Annotated in this window: 13 protein-coding genes; 9 read left to right on the top strand and 4 right to left on the bottom strand. The window is 71.8% G+C overall.

Annotated features, from left to right (window positions below):
- The 3 genes from larB to larE are packed head-to-tail and all read left to right on the top strand — an operon-like array spanning position 1 to position 2,725.
- The gene (larB, locus tag ADK67_RS11955; RefSeq protein WP_231648144.1) at positions 1–681 is read left to right on the top strand and encodes a nickel pincer cofactor biosynthesis protein LarB; all 681 of its coding nucleotides are present in this window, start codon (positions 1–3) and stop codon (positions 679–681) included.
- Positions 678–1,916: a nickel pincer cofactor biosynthesis protein LarC gene (gene larC / locus ADK67_RS11950; RefSeq protein ID WP_231648143.1), complete on the top strand. Its 1,239-nt coding sequence runs from the start codon at positions 678–680 to the stop codon at positions 1,914–1,916. Before larB ends, larC begins: the two co-directional genes overlap by 4 nt.
- Entirely contained in the window at positions 1,916–2,725 is an 810-nt protein-coding gene (larE, locus tag ADK67_RS11945; RefSeq protein ID WP_053716472.1) for an ATP-dependent sacrificial sulfur transferase LarE, read from the top strand. Before larC ends, larE begins: the two co-directional genes overlap by 1 nt.
- A gap of 7 nt (positions 2,726–2,732) precedes the next feature.
- Here the strand turns inward: larE and ADK67_RS11940 are convergent, their stop codons facing one another.
- Together ADK67_RS11940 and ADK67_RS11935 are read right to left on the bottom strand one after the other, a co-directional pair.
- A complete protein-coding gene (locus ADK67_RS11940; RefSeq protein ID WP_053716471.1) occupies positions 2,733–4,163 on the bottom strand; it encodes an Nramp family divalent metal transporter in 1,431 nt (476 codons plus the stop codon).
- A 168-nt stretch (positions 4,164–4,331) separates the two neighbouring features.
- Positions 4,332–5,720, bottom strand: coding sequence for an endo-1,4-beta-xylanase (locus ADK67_RS11935; protein ID WP_053716470.1), 1,389 nt, complete (start codon positions 5,718–5,720; stop codon positions 4,332–4,334).
- Positions 5,721–6,242: 522 nt separating this feature from the next.
- Between ADK67_RS11935 and ADK67_RS53530 the strand changes: the two genes are divergently transcribed.
- Positions 6,243–7,871 (top strand): cellulose binding domain-containing protein, encoded by a 1,629-nt coding sequence (locus ADK67_RS53530; protein WP_053716469.1) that lies wholly within the window; start codon positions 6,243–6,245, stop codon positions 7,869–7,871.
- Between the two features lie 164 nt (positions 7,872–8,035).
- Positions 8,036–9,121, top strand: a complete 1,086-nt coding sequence (locus ADK67_RS11925) for a LacI family DNA-binding transcriptional regulator (protein ID WP_231648142.1) — start codon at positions 8,036–8,038, stop codon at positions 9,119–9,121.
- Here ADK67_RS11925 and ADK67_RS11920 read toward each other — a convergent pair.
- On the bottom strand, positions 9,055–10,038 hold the full coding sequence (locus ADK67_RS11920) for an acetylxylan esterase (RefSeq protein WP_053716468.1): 984 nt from the start codon (positions 10,036–10,038) through the stop codon (positions 9,055–9,057). The genes ADK67_RS11925 and ADK67_RS11920 overlap by 67 nt on opposite strands.
- A 179-nt stretch (positions 10,039–10,217) precedes the next feature.
- On the opposite strand from ADK67_RS11920, the gene ADK67_RS11915 reads away from it, so the two are divergent.
- The 3 genes from ADK67_RS11915 to ADK67_RS11905 all read left to right on the top strand — a co-directional run bounded on the left by ADK67_RS11915 (position 10,218) and on the right by ADK67_RS11905 (position 16,693).
- Positions 10,218–12,347 carry an alpha-galactosidase gene (locus ADK67_RS11915; protein WP_053716467.1) on the top strand — a complete coding sequence of 710 codons (2,130 nt, stop codon included), beginning with the start codon at positions 10,218–10,220 and terminating at the stop codon, positions 12,345–12,347.
- A gap of 652 nt (positions 12,348–12,999) precedes the next feature.
- A complete protein-coding gene (locus ADK67_RS11910; RefSeq protein WP_053716466.1) occupies positions 13,000–14,310 on the top strand; it encodes a cellulose binding domain-containing protein in 1,311 nt (436 codons plus the stop codon).
- Positions 14,311–14,854: 544 nt separating this feature from the next.
- Positions 14,855–16,693, top strand: a complete 1,839-nt coding sequence (locus ADK67_RS11905; protein WP_053716465.1) for an RICIN domain-containing protein — start codon at positions 14,855–14,857, stop codon at positions 16,691–16,693.
- Positions 16,694–16,759: 66 nt separating this feature from the next.
- On the opposite strand, the gene ADK67_RS11900 is transcribed toward ADK67_RS11905, so the two are convergent.
- A complete protein-coding gene (locus ADK67_RS11900; RefSeq protein ID WP_053716580.1) occupies positions 16,760–17,713 on the bottom strand; it encodes a GlxA family transcriptional regulator in 954 nt (317 codons plus the stop codon).
- 83 nt (positions 17,714–17,796) lie between these two features.
- On the opposite strand from ADK67_RS11900, the gene ADK67_RS11895 reads away from it, so the two are divergent.
- The gene (locus tag ADK67_RS11895) at positions 17,797–18,648 is read left to right on the top strand and encodes a hypothetical protein (protein WP_053716464.1); all 852 of its coding nucleotides are present in this window, start codon (positions 17,797–17,799) and stop codon (positions 18,646–18,648) included.
- Positions 18,649–18,662 lie beyond the last annotated feature (14 nt).

Genomic DNA, 18,662 nt, shown 5'->3' with positions numbered 1-18,662 from the left:
GTGGCCGGACCGGACGTGGTCGACCTCGGGTTCGCCAAGGTCGACGTCGATCGCGAGGCGCGCCAGGGGCTGCCCGAGGTGATCTACGGCAGCGGGAAGACGCCCGAGCAGATCATCGCGATCGTGCGGACGTTGTTGCGGCACAACGACGGTCCGGTGCTGGCCACGCGCGTGGACGGTGACGCGGCGGCGGCTGTGCTGGCCGCTGTGCCGGACGGTTCGTACGACAGCGCGGCCCGGCTGCTCGTGTGGCGTCCGGCGGCGTCGACCGGGTTCGGCGTGGTGGTGGCCGCGGCGGGCACGGTGGACCTGCCGGTGGCGCGGGAGGCCGCCGCAGTGGCCGCCGCGGCCGGTCTGGACGTCACCACGGTCACCGACGTGGGCGTGGCGGGGCTGCACCGGTTGCTCGCCGAGCAGGACCGGCTGCGGGCGGCGGACACCGTGATCGTGGTGGCGGGGATGGAGGGCGCGCTGGCCAGCGCGATCGGCGGTCTGGTGGCGTGCCCCGTGGTGGCCGTGCCGACCTCGACCGGTTACGGCGCGGGTCTGGAGGGGATCACCGCGTTGTTGGCGATGCACGCGTCCTGCGCGGCGGGGATCACCGTGGTGAACATCGACTCGGGGTTCGGTGCGGCGATGGCCGCGTTCCGGCTGGCCCGCGTGGTGGGGCGGAAGCGGTGAGCCGGGTCTGCGTGATCTCGCCGTTCACCGGGCTGGCCGGTGACATGCTGCTGGCCGCGCTGGTGGACGCGGGCGCGCCGCTGGACGCGATCCGGGCGGCCGTCGCCGACACCGGCCTGACCGGCTGGGACCTCGCCGTCGACCCCGTGCTCACCCACGGGCTCACCGGCCGCCGGGCCGTCGTGTCGGTGTCCGACGACGCGACGAGCCGCAAGGCGGGCGAGCTGATCGCCATGGCGGGCCGGGTGCGGGACCGCGCGGTCGCGGACACCGCGGTCGCCGCGCTGCGGGCGATCGCCGAGGTCGAGGGACGGCTGCACGGCGAGGAACCCGATCAGGTGCACCTGCACGAACTCGGCGGTCACGACACGCTGGTGGACATCGTCGGCGTGGCCGCCGCGCTGCGCGCGCTGGACGTGCGGGCCGTGCACTGCGAGGCGTTGCCGATCGGCGCGGGGTCGGTCCGGACGGCGCACGGTGTGCTGCCCTGTCCGGCCCCGGCGACCTCGGCGCTGCTGCGGGGCGCGCGCGTCGTGGGCACCACCCTGTCCGGCGAGACCGTGACGCCGACCGCCGCGGCGCTGCTGCTCGCGATCGGCGCCGACTACGGCCTGGCTCCGGAGATGCGGCTGACGGCCACCGGCTACGGCGTGGGCACCAGGACGCTGCCCGACCGACCCAACGTGGCCGTGGTCCGACTCGGCGACCGCGTGGCCGCCGACCGGGAGGCCGTGGAGCGGGAGACTGTGGACGTCCGTGACCTGGTGGTGCTGGAGACCAACCTGGACGACGTCACGGGCGAGGTGCTGGGGTACGTCGTCGCCCTGTTGCTCGACTCGGGCGCGCTGGACAGCTGGATCACCCCCGCCACGATGAAGAAGGGCAGGCCGGGGCACGTGCTGCACGCGCTGGTCGAACCGGAGGCCGCCGACGGGATCGAGCGGCGGATGCTCGTCGAGACCGGCACGCTCGGCGTGCGGCGGGCGACCGTGCGGCGTACCGCCCTGCCCCGGACCGCCGACACCGTGCACGTCCGCGGGATGCCGGTGCGCCGCAAGCACGGACCGCACCACGGCAAGCCCGAGTACGACGACGCCGTCACCGTCGCCCGGCGGACGGGCCTGCCGCTGCGCGCCGTGCTCGCCGAGGCCGCCGAGAAAACAGCAGCCGACAGCACCTCCGCAGACAGCACCTCCGCAGACAGCACCGCCGCCGACAGCCCCGAGGAGCACTGATGGACACCGACACCGCCGCGGCACGGCTCGTGGCACACCTGGCGGCGGTCGGTCCCGTCGCCGTGGCGTTCTCCGGCGGCGTGGACTCCGCGCTCGTGCTCGCCGCCGCCGCGCGCGCCCTCGGACCCGACGCGGTGCTCGCCGTGACCGCCGACTCCGCGAGCCTGGCCACCGCCGAGCTGGCCGACGCGGTCGCGTTCGCCGACCGCCTCGGCGTGCGGCACCTCGCGCCCGGGACCGCCGAGCTGGACAACCCGTCGTACGCGGCCAACGGTCGGGACCGCTGCTACTTCTGCAAGTCCACCGTGCTGGACACCATCACCGCCGTCGCACGGGAGCACGGCCTCGCCTCGGTGGCGACCGGCGTGAACGCCGACGACGCGCACGACCCGTTCCGGCCCGGCATCCGGGCCGGCGACGAGATCGGCGTGCGCACACCGCTGCGCGACCTGGGGATGACCAAGGCCGACGTCCGCGCGGTCAGCCGCCACTGGGACCTGTCCACTTGGGACAAACCGGCGATGCCGTGCCTGGCGAGCCGGGTGCGCTACGGGATCGCGATCACCCCCGCCCGCCTGGCCAGGGTGGAACGCGCCGAGGTGGCAGTCCGGGCGTGGCTCGCCGACGCGGGCGCGCCGACCAGGGACCTGCGCGTGCGCGACCTCGGGGACACCGGGCGGGTCGAACTCGACCCGCACCTCCTCGAACGCCCCGAGATCGCGCCCGCGCTGACCGAGGTCGTCCGGGCGGCGGGGTTCGACGGCGTCGAACTGGCCGTGTTCCGGTCCGGCGCCCTCAACCACGAGTGAACCCGCGCTAGTCGCCGAACAGCTTGCCGGTCTGCTCGATGATCGTCATGATGCTCAGCGCGCCGAACAGGAGCACCGACCAGCCGAGCGCGGCCATGCGGCCGGCGCGGATGCGGATCGGCGCGGGCAGCGCCTTGCGGTTGAGGACGATCAGCAGGCCGGAGTAGATGAACATCATCAGGCCGCCCACGCACGCGGAGATCACCAGCAGGATCAGCGGCTGGCCGAGACCTGCCAGCACGATCACGCAGCCCACCAGCACCAGCACCCACACGACGGCGAAGTAGAGCGTGCTCTCCTTGACGTTCTTGGCGTACGCGGTCTTGATCACGTCCGCGACGAGGCGGCTGGAGTAGTCCACGATGCCCAGCGCCGCGGCGAACAGCGCGAACGCGCCGACCACCCAGAACAGCGTGCCGAACCAGGCGCCGACCGTCTCCTTCAGCACCTCGCCCTCGATCCGCAGGAACCCGATGTTGTTCGGCAGACCCGGCCTGCCGTACACGGTGGCGTAGGCGAGCAGCGAGGTGAACATGATGGACAGGAACGTGATCAGCACGAAGGTGTACAGCTGCTCGCGGTTCGCGAACCGCCACCACGCGCGCCACCGGGTCAGGTGCTCGTCGGTCGGCTCGAAGATGAACCCGGTGCTCGGCGCGGCCTCCGGCTTGCCGGTCACCGGGCTCTTGATGCGCGGCACGTACTTGCCCATGCCGAAGCCCTTGTCCCGGATCCAGTTGCTCTGCACCAGGTTCTGGCCGCCACCGGCGCCCGCGAACGCGAGCGCGCCGGTCAGGAACGCGAGCCCGAGCGGGTTGATCGGGATGCTCGCGTCGGTCACGATGGTGGGCACGGCCGCCCAGGTGTCGGCCGAGATCGCGACCACCGCGCCGACCGCGAGCAGCACCAGCACCGCCGCGACCTTCAGCATCTCCGTCCGCTCCAGCGCCACGTACACCACGGGCGCCAGCGTGAGGATCAGCCCGATGGCGAGCAGCATCCCGACGGAGATCCAGCGGACGTTGCCGCCCCACAGGTAGGTGACCATGGTCGCCGAACTGGTCGCCCAGCCCGGCCACAGGTTCGCCAGCATGGTCAGCGCCGCGAACACCAGCCCCCAGTGCCGCCAGAAGCGGCTGAAACCGGTCAGCGCGGTCTCGCCGGTGGCGAGCGTGTACCGCTCGATCTCCATGTTCAGGAAGTACTGGGTGGCCAGACCCACCAGAGCCGCCCAGACGAACACCAGGCCGACCTGGGAAGCGATGTAGGGGAAGAGGATGAACTCGCCGGACGCCAGTCCGACGCCCGCGGCGACCACTCCCGGTCCGATGATCCGCCACGTGGAGGCCGGTGCCTCCGGCAGCGGTCGGACTTCGGGTGGTGGCAGGTGTCGGCTGGAAGGAAAGCGGCCGGTCACGTCGTTGTGCTGCCTCGTCATCAGGTGATCCCTTCGCCGGAACTAGGAGATCTCCGTTGAGACCATACGGGGAACCCGCACGATCACGCGAGGAAAGTCGATCGGGTCCGGTCGAGGAGGACTGGGATGGACGTGGCGTGGCGGGGGTGGCCGCCGGTCGACGACGAGGCGTCGACCGGCGGCCGCGGCTCAGCGTGCCGAGCAGGTCGGGGCGAGACCGGTCGCGCTGCCGGTGGCCTGGAAGCCGAACTCCACCGACTGGCCCGCCGCGACGGAGCCGTTGTAGTCGACGTTGGTGAAGGCGACGGTGCCGGTGGTGCCGCTGCGGTTGGCGCTCCACTGGTTGGTGACGGTGGCGCCGGACGGCAGGGCCACCGAGACCGACCAGCCGCGGAGTGCCGACGAACCCGCGGTGACCTTGATGTTGGCGACGAAGCCGCCGTTCCAGCTGTTCAGCGTCGCGGTCGCGGTGCAGTCGCCGGTGCCGGGGTTCGACGTGGTCGTAGTGGTGGTGGTCGTGGTTGTCGTCGTGGTCGTGGTCGTAGTGGTGGTGGTCGGCGAGGCGGCGTTCAGCACCTCGAGGACGGCGTTGTAAGCGGGCTTCTTGTTGCCCGAACCGTCGAACAGCAGCGGCGAGTCGCCGGGGTAGCGCCAGGAGTCGGTGTCGCGGATGCCCCACACGGTGATGCCGGTGCACCGCGGGACGGCCACGCACGCCTGGGTCATGCGGCGGTAGTTGTCCGCCTGCTGGGTGCCGGAACCGGCGATGTCCAGCTCGGTGATCTGCACGTCGACGCCGAGCGCGCCGAAGCGCTCGATGGTGGTCCGGTAGTCGCTCGGGATGCTCGTGCCGAAGTGGGACTGGAGGCCGACGCAGTCGATGGGGACGCCGCGGGCCTTGAAGTCCTGCACCATCCGGTAGACGCCCTGGGTCTTGGCGGCGGCCCAGCTGTCGGTGTTGTAGTCGTTGTAGCAGAGCTTGGCGCCCGGGTCGGCCGCGCGGGCCGTGCGGAAGGCGACCTCGATCCAGTCGTTGCCGGTGCGCTGCAGGTTGGAGTCACGGCGACCGCCGCCACCGCCGTCGGCGAAGGCCTCGTTGACGACGTCCCAGGCGTAGATCTTGCCCCGGTAGTAGGAGGCGACCCGGTTGATGTGGTTGACCATCGCGGAGCGCAGCGCCGAGCCCTCCATGCCCTGCATCCACCGCGGTTGCTGCGAGTGCCAGGCCAGGGTGTGGCCGCGCACGCGCTTGCCCTGGGCGATCGCGTGGTTCACGATGCGGTCGCCGTTGGCGAAGCTGAACTGGTTCTGGTTGGGCTCGGTGGCGTCCATCTTCATCTCGTTCTCGGCCGTCACCATGTTGAACTCGCGGTTCAGGATCCCGACGTAGGTGGAGTCGCCGAGCCGGCCGGCCGCGACGGCCGCGCCGTAGTAGCGACCGCTCTGGGCCGCGGACGCGCCGAGGGTGGTCGCGGCGCTCGCGGACGTGGTCGCGAGGAACGCGACGCCGCCCGTGGTGGTGGCGATCAACGTCGCCGCGAGCACCACTCGTGACACTGACCTCGCTGTCAGCTTCATCTTCGACACCTTCACCGAAAGGCACCCGCCGCGCGTGACGGGTGGGATGGGCAGAACCGGTCTGCCGGTCCGGCACCGCCGGGTCGCCGGGATGCGGGGCGGCGCGCGGGCGTCGTGCGCGGTGCGAGCGCGGGCCGGCGGAGTTCCGCGGAACGGCGCACGCCGCGCGTTCCGCGAGTCTGGCGCGAGTCAGTGTCGCACCACATTGTTGACGCTCACAAGGGCCGCGCTTCGGGAAATGCTCCAGTGCGTGCGCTGGATGGAGCAATGTGCTCGCGCAAGTTCCTGAGCTGTGGTTATCTGACCTTGTCGAATGCCGTTCAACGCAGTTTGACGGCGCGTAGCTAAAGTGAGCGCTCACATATTTAGCTTTGACCGGCGGAATCGCCCATCGCTACATTCGACGGGCAATCGGGGTCGCCCCGCAGGCCGCGACCCGACCCTGCCGGTGTCCGCCGGACGACGCTGGGCCGCCGCGCGTCGCGCGAGCCACGACACCGAACAGCGAAGGGATCCAAGACCATGGAACACCCCCGGCGACATCGCTTCGCGCACGCCGTGTCCGCGGCCCTGCTGGTGGCGGCAGGCATGGTGACGGTGCTGAACGCCGACCCGGACCCGGCCAGGGCGCTGGACAACGGCGTGGCGCGCACGCCACCGATGGGCTGGAACTCGTGGAACACGTTCGGCTGCAACATCAACGAGACGTTGATCAGGCAGATGACCGACGCGATGGTCAACTCCGGCATGCGTGACGCGGGCTACGAGTACGTCGTGGTGGACGACTGCTGGATGAACCCCAACCGGGACTCGGCGGGCAACCTCCAGGGCGACCCGGGCCGGTTCCCCAGCGGCATGAAGGCGCTCGGCGACTACATCCACGGCAAGGGCCTCAAGTTCGGGATCTACCAGGCGCCGTTGACCGAGACGTGCGCCCAGTACTTCAACTCCTACCCCGGTTCGACCGGTGCGCTGGGCCACGAGGAGCAGGACGCCCGCCAGTTCGCCGCGTGGGGCGTGGACTTCCTCAAGTACGACTGGTGCTCGCCCAGCGGGACGATGGACGACCAGGTGCGCGCGTTCGCGAAGATGCGCGACGCGCTGCGCGCCACCGGCCGCCCGATCGTCTACAGCATCAACTCCAACAGCATCCACGACAAGACCGGGCCCCGGCGCAACTGGGGCGACGTGGCGAACATGTGGCGCACCACCGAGGACATCACCAACAAGTGGGACACCGGGCAGACCAACGGCTACCCGATGGGCGTCCAGAACATCGTCAACGTCACCGTGCCCCTGGCCTCCTACGCCAAGCCCGGCGCGTTCAACGACCCGGACATGATGGAAGTCGGCCGCGGCGGCATGAACGACACCGAGATGCGCAGCCACTTCGCCCTGTGGGCGATCATGGCCTCGCCGCTCATCGCGGGCAACGACCTGCGGAACATGGACGCCGCCACGCAGACGATCCTGAAGAACGCCAACCTCATCGGGATCAACCAGGACCCGCTCGGGTTGCAGGCCGTGCAGATCTCCAACGACGGCACCCGCCGCGTGCTGGCCAAGCGGCTGTCCACCGGCGAGGTCGCGGTCGCCCTGTTCAACCAGGGCTCCACCCCGACCACGGTCAGCACCGCCGGCTACATGATCGGCCTGGAAGGCGTGTCGATCACCCTGCGGGACGCCTGGACGAACGCGATCAGCAGTGGGAGCGACGGCATCTCCGCCACCGTGCCCGCCCACGGCACCGTCGTCTACCTGGCCAAGGGCTCCGGTATGCCGACGACGACCACCACGACCACGACCACCACCACGACCACCTCGGCGCCGGGCGGCTCCTGCCGGGTCACCAACACCGTCAACGCCTGGGGCAACGGGCTGACCTCGGACATCACCATCACCAACACCGGGTCCACGCCCGTCAGCGGCTGGTCGCTGGCGTTCACCCTGCCCGGCGGGCAGACCATCACCTCCGGCTGGAACGCGAGCTACTCGCCGTCCTCCGGGCAGGTGGCGGCCAGGAACGTCTCCTACAACGCCGACATCGCACCCGGCGGGTCGGTCAGCATCGGCTTCCAGGCCACCCACACCGGCAACACGGCCAAACCGACCGCGTACACCCTCAACAGCTCCACCTGCACGGCTGCCTGACCCCGGTCACCTGACCACCGGCGTGGAGCGGGGCTCCTGCTCCACGCCTCGGCACGGCACCCGACGCGCCGGACCGCGGACCCTTGCCGTCCGCGGTCCGGCTCTCCGGGTGCCGCGCGTCGACGGAACTGTGGCGCGCGAGCACCACGCAGAGGGGGACGGCAGTGGGCAACAGCGCCTTCCACCCGCCCGCGATGGCGGACGTCGCCCGGCTCGCCCAGGTCTCGCACCAGACGGTGTCCCGGGTGCTCAACGGGCACCCGTACGTCCGGGACCAGACCAGGATGCGGGTCCAGGCGGCGATCGACCAGCTGGGCTACCGGCCGAACCGGGTGGCCCGCGCCCTGGTGACGGGCCGCTCGCAGCTGATCGGCGTGGTGGCGCAGAACTCCACCTTGTACGGGCCGGTCTCGCTGGTGGCGGCGTTCGAGCAGGCGGCGGCCGAAGTGGGGTTCGTGGTGACCGCGCACCGGGTCGACGTGGCGGACCGCGCGTCCGTCACCAGCGCCCTGGAGTGGCACCGCGACCAGCGGGTGGCGGGCATCGTCGTCATCGCGCCCACGGCGTCGGTGAGCGACGCGGTCGACGCCGTGCCGCCCGACGTGCCGCTGGTGATGGTGGACGGCGACCCGGAGCGGTCCACCCCGCTGGTGACGGTCGACCAGGAGGCGGGCGCCTACGCCGCCACCCGGCACCTGCTCGACGCGGGCCACCGCACGGTGTGGCACGTCTCCGGCCCGCCGGACTGGTTCGACAGCGCGGGTCGCGTGCGCGGCTGGCGGTCGGCGTTGGCGGACGCGGGCGTGGAGGCGCCGCCGCCGCTGCCCGCGGACTGGAGCGCGGCGTCGGGGTACCGGGCGGGGCGGAGGCTGGCGCGGATGCCCGAGGTGACCGCGGTCTTCGCGGCCAACGACCACCTGGCGCTCGGCATCCTCCGCGCGATGAGCGAGCACGGCAGACGGGTGCCGCACGACGTGAGCGTGGTCGGCTTCGACGACGTGCCCGAGGCCGGCTACCTGATCCCGTCGTTGACGACCGTCCGGCCGGACTTCGACGCCGTGGCCAAGGAAGCGCTGGACCTGCTGCTGGCCCAGGTCGGCGGCCACGACGTCGGCGACCCGCAGCGCACCATCGCGCCGACCCTGGTGCCGCGGGACAGCGTCCGCCCGCCGTCGGGCCGTGATCAGGCCGGCGCGCCGAGCCCGCGTTCGCGCAGCCAGGCCAGTTGCACGGCGGGGTTGGAGCCGTAGCCGCCGCCGTGGTCGGCGAAGGGCCACACCGTCATGGTCCGGTCTTCGCCCGTGTAGTGGTTGAAGGCGGCGTACACGGTGGAGGGAGGGCAGATCGGATCCATCAGGCCGACGCTGAACAGCGCGGGCGCCGTCGCCCGTTGAGCGAAGTGCACACCGTCGAAGTAGGACAGCGTGGCGAAGGTCCGCTCCACGTGCTGGCGGCTGTGCCACCGCAGGTACTTCACCAGCTCCTCGTACGGGCCTTCACCGCTGACCTCCGCCGCGTGCCGGTAGTGGCACAGGAAGGGCACGTCCGGCATGACCGCGGCCACGCTTCCCGGCGCCAGTCCCGCGACGGCGAGCGCGAGGCCGCCGCCCTGGCTGCCGCCGGCGACGATCACCCGTCGCTGGTCCACCCCGGGCAGGTCGGCGACCGCGTCCACGGCGCGGACGCAGTCGGTCATCAGACGCCGGTAGTAGTAGTGCTCGGGGGATTCGACGCCGCGGGTCATGAACCCGGAGGCCCACTGCGTGCCCTGGCCTTCCGTCGTGTCCGGCGTGTCGTGGCCCTGGCCGCGGCTGTCGACGACGAGCTGCGCGTACCCGGCGGCGGACCAGAGCAGGTGGTCGGTGGGCAGGCCGCGACCTCCGCTGTAGCCGATGTAGGTCACGACGACGGGCAGCGGGCCTTCGGCGCCGCGCGGGCGCAGCAGCCAGGCGGCCACCGGTTCGCCGTTCCAGCCCGGGAACCGGATGTCGTCCACGTCCACGGTGCGCAGCAGGTGCCGGTCGGTGACCGACTCGACCTTCACGGCGCCGCCGCGGGCGCGTGCCGTCGCGAGGGTGTGCTCCCAGAAGGCGTCGAAGTCCGGTGGTGGGCTCGAATCCGGGCGGTAGCGGGCCAGCTCGTCCTGCGGGGAGTCCGTCAACGGCATGGGGGAGTCCTCCGGGGTGGCACGGGGAGTGAAGCGCTTCGACGTTCGCATGTGCGCCACTGGTATGTCAATCGTGTGACGGCAACGAGTATTCGCGCTGTTGGAGCCCTTGTTGAAGGTCAATGTGCGTGGTTAGTCTCAACGCGACTGTTCAAGCGCTTCGACACGGGAGAGTCATCGTGACCGACGAACCGCGCGTGATCCAGTGGGGGCACGAGACCTTGGCGGCCGAGTTCGCCATCGCCGAGGACGGTGCCGTCCGACTGACCCGGCTCGGTTCGCCCGGTGACGCACCGGACCCGCACGACCCGGGCGCGGCGGTGCCGCTGGTGGCCGTGACGACGGTGGGCCACGGCCGCTGGTGGTCGGGCAACCGCTTCATCCACTCCACGATCGGCGAGCGGCTCCGCTACCGGGCGCACCGCTCGACCCACGAGGACGGTTGGCACGCGCTCACCGTCGAACTCGTCGACCCGGAGACCGGCCTGGTCGCCGAGGTGGTCTACGGCTCGCCGGACGGCGTCCCCGTGCTGCGCGGCGAGGTCGTCCTGCGCAACGAGGGTGGCACCACCCTGCACCTGCAGGCGGTCAGCTCGCTCGCGGTGGGCGGCCTCACGGCGGCGCGGGAGGGTGCGCTGGACGACGCCGACCTGCTGTGGGCGGACAACGACTGGTTCGCCGAGTGCCGCTGGCAGCGCCGACCGCTGCGGCTGACCTCGCCGGCCCTCACCAAGAGCGTGCGGATGTCCAACGGCCGGGGCGCGTTCGTGCTGGCCGGTCAAGGCGCCTGGTCCAGCGGTGGCCGGTTGCCGATGGGTGGTCTGGCCGACCGCCGGACCGGCCGGGCGTGGGTGTGGCAGGTCGAGCACAACGGTGGCGGCTGGCGCTGGGAGTGCGGCGAGCGCGAGGTCTCCGCCTACCTGGCGGTGTTCGGCCCGTGCGACGGCCACCACGGCTGGCGCCACGACCTCGAACCGGGCACGGAGTTCCGCACCGTGCCCGCGGCCCTCGCCTTCGGCGCCGATGGCGGGACCGACGCCGCGTTCGCCGCGCTGACCGAGTACCGCCGTGCGACGCGCCGACCGCACCCCGACCACGAGCACCTGCCCGTCATCTTCAACGACTACATGAACTGCCTGATGGGCGACCCCACCACGGCCAAGCTGCTGCCGCTGGTCGACGCCGCGGCCGAGGCAGGCGCCGAGTACTTCGTCATCGACGCGGGCTGGTACGCCGAAGAGGCCGAGAACTGGTGGGACACCGTCGGGCTCTGGGAGGCGTCCCGCTCCCGCTTCCCCGGGCCGCGCGGCCTGCACGAGGTGCTGGACCACATCCGGGACCGCGGCATGGTCCCCGGCCTGTGGCTGGAACCGGAGGTGATCGGGGTCCGCAGCACCGTCGCCGACGCGTTGCCCGAGGAGGCCTTCTTCCGGCGTGACGGCGTGCGCGTGGTCGAAGCGGGCCGCTACCACCTCGACCTGCGCCACCCCGCCGCCCGCGCCCACCTGGACGAGGTGGTGGACCGCCTGGTCGGCGAGTGGGGCGTCGGCTACCTCAAGCTGGACCACAACGTCGACATCGGCGTCGGCACCAGCGGCCGGCCCGGCGAGAGCCCCGGCGCGGGTCTGCTCGGCCACAACCGCGCGCACCTGGACTGGCTCGACGGCGTCCTGGACCGCCATCCGCGGCTGGTCGTGGAGAACTGCGCTTCCGGCGGCATGCGGATGGACCACGCGTTGCTGTCCCGGCTGCAGATCCAGTCCACCAGCGACCAGGAGAGCCTGGAGCTCTACGCGCCGATCGCCGCCGCCGCGCCCACCGCGGTCACCCCGGAGCAGGGCGCGGTCTGGGCCTACCCGCGGGCGGACGACTCGCTGGACGAAGTCGCCTTCACCATGGCCAACGCGCTCCTCGGCCGGGTGCACCTGTCCGGGCGGATCCTGGAGCTCGGCCCCGAGGCGCTCGCGCTCGTGCACGAGGCCGTGGCCGTGTACAAGGACATCCGCGCCGACCTGCGGCGGGCCGTGCCCTCCTGGCCGCTCGGTCTGCCCGCCTGGGACGACCCGTGGATCGCGCTCGCCCTGCGCACGCCCGACACCACGTACCTCACCGCGTGGCGCCGACCGGGGGTGGAGGACACCGCGACGCTGCGCCTGCCGCACCTGCTCGGCGCGGACGTCGTGGTCGACCTGCTCTACCCCGGCATCAGCGGAGCCGTCACCGCGTGGGACCCCGGCACGGCCGAGTTGACGCTCACCATGCCGGCGTCGCCGTCCGCCGTGCTGCTGCGCCTGAGCCGTGCCGAGTAGCCGGGCGCTTTGTTTGCGCTAACAAAATTGCTCGTCGTGCATTGTGCGTTCAGTGACCTGAACGCGCGGCCGGCGTGAAGGTGCCGTCTGACCAGTGACTATTGCCGGGAGCCTGTCGATGGCATTCGACGGCGACGGCCCTGCCTGGTGGAAAGTGAGCGCTAACAAGTTTAGCTCCGTTGAGCGTTGACCGTCGCCGGGGTGGCCGGCTAGATTGACTTCGAAAGTGGAAGTCTCTCCACCGAAAGTTTCGAACCCTGTCGGCCGGGCACCTCCGCCGCGGCCGTCCGTCAACGACGACGTTGGGGACACGGATGCGATCGCCGCCTGCGCTGTGCGCGTTCGACGCGCACCCCTCCTCCGGGCTCTCCCGATCGACGAGTCGGCACGCCCGCGAGCGCCGTCGGCCGGTCGTGCGCGCGCGATCCCCTGTCGCGAGACCTTCCATTGAGGACGGTGCGTCCGCGCGGTTCCGCTCCTGGACGGCGCCTGGACCCGCGACACCAGCCACGGCGTGCCCTGGCGGCTCGGCCTGCTGACCCGGACCGACTCCGCCTGCCGACCCGCGTCCTCCGCCGCCACGGGTGATCGGCCGCCGCGGTGACCGCTCACCCACAGCACTCGATGTCCGAACTGCAGAAAAGAGTCTCTGATGATAGCGCGTAGGCTTCTCGGGCCCGCGTTGGCGGCGGTGCTCCTCACCGCGGCGGCGACCGGCACGGCATTGAGCGGAGGGCTCGGCGAAACAGCGCCGTCCGCGCAGGTCGGCGCGCTGGCGTCGAGCGCCGGCTGCGGCAAGGCCCCGACGTTGCGCAGCGGCACGCACACGATCACGAGCAGCGGCAAGAGCCGCAGCTTCATCCTGCGCGTGCCGGACGGCTACGACAACACCCGCCCCTACCGGTTGATCTTCGGCTTCCACTGGCGTGGCGGCACGATGAACGACGTCTCCTCCGGTGGCACCAGCGGGACGGCGTGGTCCTACTACGGGATGCAGGAGCAGTCGAACAACAGCGCGATCCTGGTGGCGCCGCAGGGCCTGGGCAACGGCTGGGCGAACTCCGGCGGCGAGGACGTGGTCTTCACCGACGACATGCTGCGGCGGATCGAGGCCGACCTGTGCGTCGACACGGCGTTGCGCTTCGCGATGGGCTTCAGCTACGGCGGTGGCATGAGCTACGCGCTGGCGTGCGCCCGGGCGACCGTGTTCCGCGCGGTGGTGGTGTACGCCGGTGCGCAGTTGAGCGGGTGCAGCGGCGGTAGTCAGCCGATCGCCTACTTCGGCATGCACGGCATCACGGACAACGTCCTGAACATCTCGATGGGGCGGCAGCTGCGGGACAAGTTCGTGGCGAACAACGGTTGCACGCCGCAGAGCCCGCGTGAGCCGTCGCAGGGCAGCATGACCCACATCACGACGACCTACTCGTGCCGTGCGGGGTACCCGGTGCAGTGGGCCGCGTTCGACAACGGCCACATGCCCGGCCCGGTCGACGGCACCTACAGCGAGAGCGGCATCCGGACCTGGACCAAGGGCGAGGCGTGGAAGTTCATCTCCCAGTTCCAGGGCGCGCCCGGCACCACGACGACCACCACGACCACGACGACTTCGACCACCACGACGACCACGACGCCGAACGATCCCGGTGACGGCTGCAAGGTGACCGACACCATCAACGCGTGGAACTCCGGCCTGACGTCGGAGATCGTCATCACGAACACCGGCAGCGCGCCGATCAGCGGCTGGTCGCTGGTGTTCACCCTGCCCGGCGGGCAGACGATCACCTCCGGGTGGAACGCCTCCTACTCGCCCATGTCGGGACAGGTCACGGCCAGGAACGTCTCCTACAACGGCAACATCGCCCCCGGCGGCTCGGTGAGCATCGGCTTCCAGGCCAACCACACGGGCAACGCCGGCAAACCGGCCTCGTTCAGCCTCAACGGCGCGGCCTGCGCCTCCTGACCCGCCGGCGCGGGCCTGTCCGGCAACGCCGGGCTTGACGCTCGCGTCCACGGGTTCGGAGCACACCACCACGGGAGCCGCCGTCGCGGACCGGGGTGCGGACGACCAGTCCGCACCGACCGGCCGCGACGGCGGCTCTCGTTGTCATGTCGCCGTTGCCGTCGAACCGGTTCGATTTCGCGACGGTCGGTTGGCGTCTTCGGCCCGCCAGGGCTGGACCCACGCTCGGGACGGACTTCTACTCACCGGGCAGGAGCTGACTGTTGTGCTGCCCGCCGGTCTGCGCGTACGGTGCTGTTGCTAGTCGAATCGGTTCGACCTCCGCTTGGTCCGATCGAATCGGGGTCTTCGTGGTTCAACGGCGAACTGCCACCTCCGCGGCGTCGCGCCCTGTCGCCGCCGGCGACGTGCGGAGTGGGATCGGGGTGCGGCTGGACGTGGTGCGGTCACGACCGCGCCGCCGCGCCCACGTGGTAGCCGACCGTGTCCACGACGGAGTCCGGGACCGCGGCCACCATGACCAATCCCGCACCAGGAGTCTCCTGTGGACACCAGAACCCAGCGGCGGCGCCCTCGCCGCCGCCTCGCCGCCCTGCTCGCCATCGGCGCCTCGGTCGCCTCGTCCCTGCTCGCGATGACCGCGCCCGCCCAGGCGGGCGACGAGTCGATCGCGGTCGACTTCTCCGTCGCCGGCGGTTCCCCGACCTACCGGGCGTCCGGCTGGATCTACGGCATGACCGAGGACGCGTCGGGACCCGCGGACAACTTCTTCCGCGACGTGAAGTTCCGGTACATGCGTGCCGGCGGCGCGCAGCTCGACAGCCCGGGCGGCTGGGTGTCGGGCAAGTACGACCGCCGGTGGAACGCGACCCGCGCCCAGCTGTTACGGACCCGGTCGCTGGGCGGGGAGTTCGTCCTGCTGCCCCACGACCTCTGGGGCGCCGACGGCTACCCGATCTCCCGCTTCCCGGGCGACAACGGCAACTGGACCGACTACGACAACTTCCTCAACCGCCTGATCGAGGACGTGCGGGCCACCGGGGCGCCGGTGCAGTGGGACATCTGGAACGAGCCCAACATCACGCTGTTCTGGAACCGGCCGCAGGCGCAGTACTTCGAGCTCTGGCGGCGCTCGTACCAGCGCATCCGCGCCGCGTTCCCCACGCACCTGATCGTCGGCCCGAGCTGCGCGTGCGTGCCGTCGACGTCGGGGTGGTGGACCCAGTACCTGGACTTCGTCAAGGCCAACAACGTCGTGCCCGACATCATCAGCTGGCACTCCCTGCCCGGTGACCCGGTCGCGAACGTGGCGACGGCCAACGCCACCCTCGACGCGCGCGGCATCCCGCACCCGCGGCCGTACCAGATCAACGAGTACGGCGCGTCCAACGAGCAGAACCCGGGCGACGGCTCCTGGTACATCGCCCGGCTGGAGCGGGCGGGCGCGGACGGGCTGCGCGCCAACTGGGCGAGCGCGGGGAACCTGCACAACGACCTGGGCAACCTGCTGGTCCGCGACTCGGCGGGGCGGCACCAGCCGAAGGGCGAGTGGTGGGTCTACCGGTTCTACGGCTCCCAGACCGGTCAGATCACCTCGGTCACGCCCAGCCAGAACTACGACGGGTTCGCGACGAAGGCGCCGGGCGAGGCCAAGGTGCTGGTCGGCGGTGGCCGCACGACCGGCAACATCGCGGTCAACCTCCGCCGCCTGGACGCCACCGAGGGCATCGTGGCGAACAACCAGGTGCGGGTGCTCGCCGAGCGCATCCCGCACAACGGCGGCGGGGCGGTCCAGGGCCCGGTGACCGTGCTGAACACCATCGTGACGCTGTCCGGCAACGCCACCACCGTGAACCTGCCGCACTCCAACGTCGACGACTCGTTCACCATCACGGTCCTGCCGCCCACGGGCACCGGTGACGGCTCCTTCCAGTCCACCGCGGTCGCCCAGCACTCGCAGCAGTGCCTGACCAACCCCAACCGCAGCACCGCGGACGGCACCCAGCAGCGGCAGTACGCCTGCGCGACCGGTGACGAGCAGCGGTGGAACTTCCGCCCGGTGGCCGGGCTCGCGGACACCTTCACGGTCGTCAACCAGCAGTCGGGCAAGTGCCTGGACGTCAACGCGGCGTCCACCGCGGACGGCGCCGCGGTCATCCAGTGGTCCTGCAACAGCGGCGCGAACCAGCAGTTCACCCTGCGGAAGGTCACCTACGCCGGCAACGACCCCGACGACCACCAGCTCGTGGCCCGGCACAGCGGCAAGTGCGTCGACGTCAACGGCGTCTCCACCGCGCAGGGCGCCGTGGTCCACCAGTGGACCTGCAACCCGACGAGCCAGGGCACCACGCTCAACCAGACCTGGCGACTGCCTGGTCGCTAGACCCTCGTGCGGTGGTGCTGCCCGACTCCGTGCCGGTCGCCGGCCGGAGCCGGGCAGCACCGCCGGTCACCGCACCGTCCGGAACGCCCGGCGGTGGTCGGTCGGGGTGATGCCGCGACGGTCGGTGAAGTGGTGCCGCAGCGTGTCCGGACTGCCCAAGCCCGCTCGGGCGGCGACGGCGTCCACCGTCAGGTCGGTCGTCTCCAGCAGCCGTTCGGCCAGGTTCAGCCGCTGGTCGAGGATCCAGCGGTGGGGCGTGGTGCCGGTGGCGGCGCGGAACCTGCGGGCGAACGTGCGGGGTGACATGTGCGCGCGTGCGGCCAGGGCGTCGACGGGGAGCGGTCGGTCCAGGTTCCGCTGGACCCAGTCCAGCAGCCGGGCCAGGTCGTCGTGGTCGGCCCGGACGGGTACCGGGGTCTCGACGTACTGGGCCTGGTCGCCCGAGCGGTGTGGCGGCACGACCATGCGCCGGGCCAGGGCGTTGGCCGACTCCGCGCCGAACTCGCGCCGCACCACGTGCAGGCAGGCGTCGATGCCGGCGGACGCGCCCGCGCTGGTGACGATCGGGCCGTCCTCGACGTAGAGCGCGTCCGGGTCCACCCGGACCCGCGGGTGGCGTCGGGCCAGGAGCGGGGCGACCTGCCAGTGCGTCGTGGCGCGGCGGCCGTCCAGCAGCCCGGCCCCGGCCAGGGCGAAGGCGCCGGTGCACACGGAGACCAGGAGCGCGCCGCGGTCGGCCGCCGCGCGCAGGGCGTCGGCGAGGCCGGGCGGCAGGGGCGCGTCGACGTCCCAGGCGGGCACGGTGACCACGTCGGCTGCGGCCACGCGGTCGAGGCCGTGCTCGACGTCCAGTGCGAAGCCCGAGGTCGTCGGGATCCGGCCGGGAGTGGGCGCGCACACGTCGAAGGTGAAGGCGGGCAGCCCGCAGTCGGTGCGGTCCAGCCCGAAGACCTGGCACACCAGGCCCAGTTCGAACACCGACGCCTGCTCGCCGACCACGGCCACCACGTCCCGGATCACGCCCACGAGTATGGCAGGAACTTCCGGAACCCTGGCATCCCTGCCACTCACCGGACCGGGGCCGCCGGATCAGGATTGCCGCCATGACCAGCTTCCCGGGCACTCGCCCCTACACCGTCGTGGCGCCCGCGCCGGGCGTCGGCCCGCACCAGTGGGCCGGTGCGCCGTGTGCCCTGTTGGACGACGACGGCTCGTTCGTGCTCGCCTACCGCGTGCGTGGCGACGGCGACCACAACGTCATCGCGAGGTCGGCCGACGGCGAAAACTTCACGACGGTCGCCACGATCACCGGGGACCGCTTCGGCGCGTCGATGCTGGAACGGCCCGCGCTGGTGCGGACCGGGACAGGGACGTGGCGGCTGTACGTCTGCTGCGCGGAGCCCGGGACGTCGCGGTGGTGGATCGACGCCCTGGAGGCGCCGACGCTGGAGGCGCTGCCTGTCGCGCCGATCACCCGGGTCTTCTCCGGCGACCCGGTCACGGCTGTCAAGGACCCGGTGGTGCGCCGCACCGCCGAGGGCTGGGAGGCGTGGATCTGCTGTCACGCCCTGGACGTCCCGGGCGAGGAGGACCGGATGAGCACCGCGCACGCGACCAGCGCCGACGGGCTCTCGTGGACGTGGCGCGGCACGGTGCTGAGCGGCCGACCGGGGGAGTGGGACGCCCGCGGTGCGCGGTTGACCGCGGTGCTGCCCGACGGCCGCGCGTTCTACGACGGCCGGGCCACGCGGGCGGAGAACTGGTTCGAGCGCACCGGGCTGGCCGCGCCGGTCGGCGGCCGGTTGGTCGCCGTGCCGGACGCGCCGGTGGTGGACGTCCGCTACGTGGACGTCCTGCCGCTCCCGGACGGTGGGCGCCGGTTCTACTACGAGGCCCGGTTGCCGGACGAGAGCCACGAGCTGAGGACGGAACTCGTCCCCCCGGGCGGGTGGTGACGACGAGGAAGACC

The organism is Saccharothrix sp. NRRL B-16348, from assembly GCF_001280085.1.
Classification (GTDB): domain Bacteria; phylum Actinomycetota; class Actinomycetes; order Mycobacteriales; family Pseudonocardiaceae; genus Actinosynnema.
Note: the sequence above shows the minus strand (reverse complement) of the source record. Positions and strands in the feature narration are given on the sequence as shown.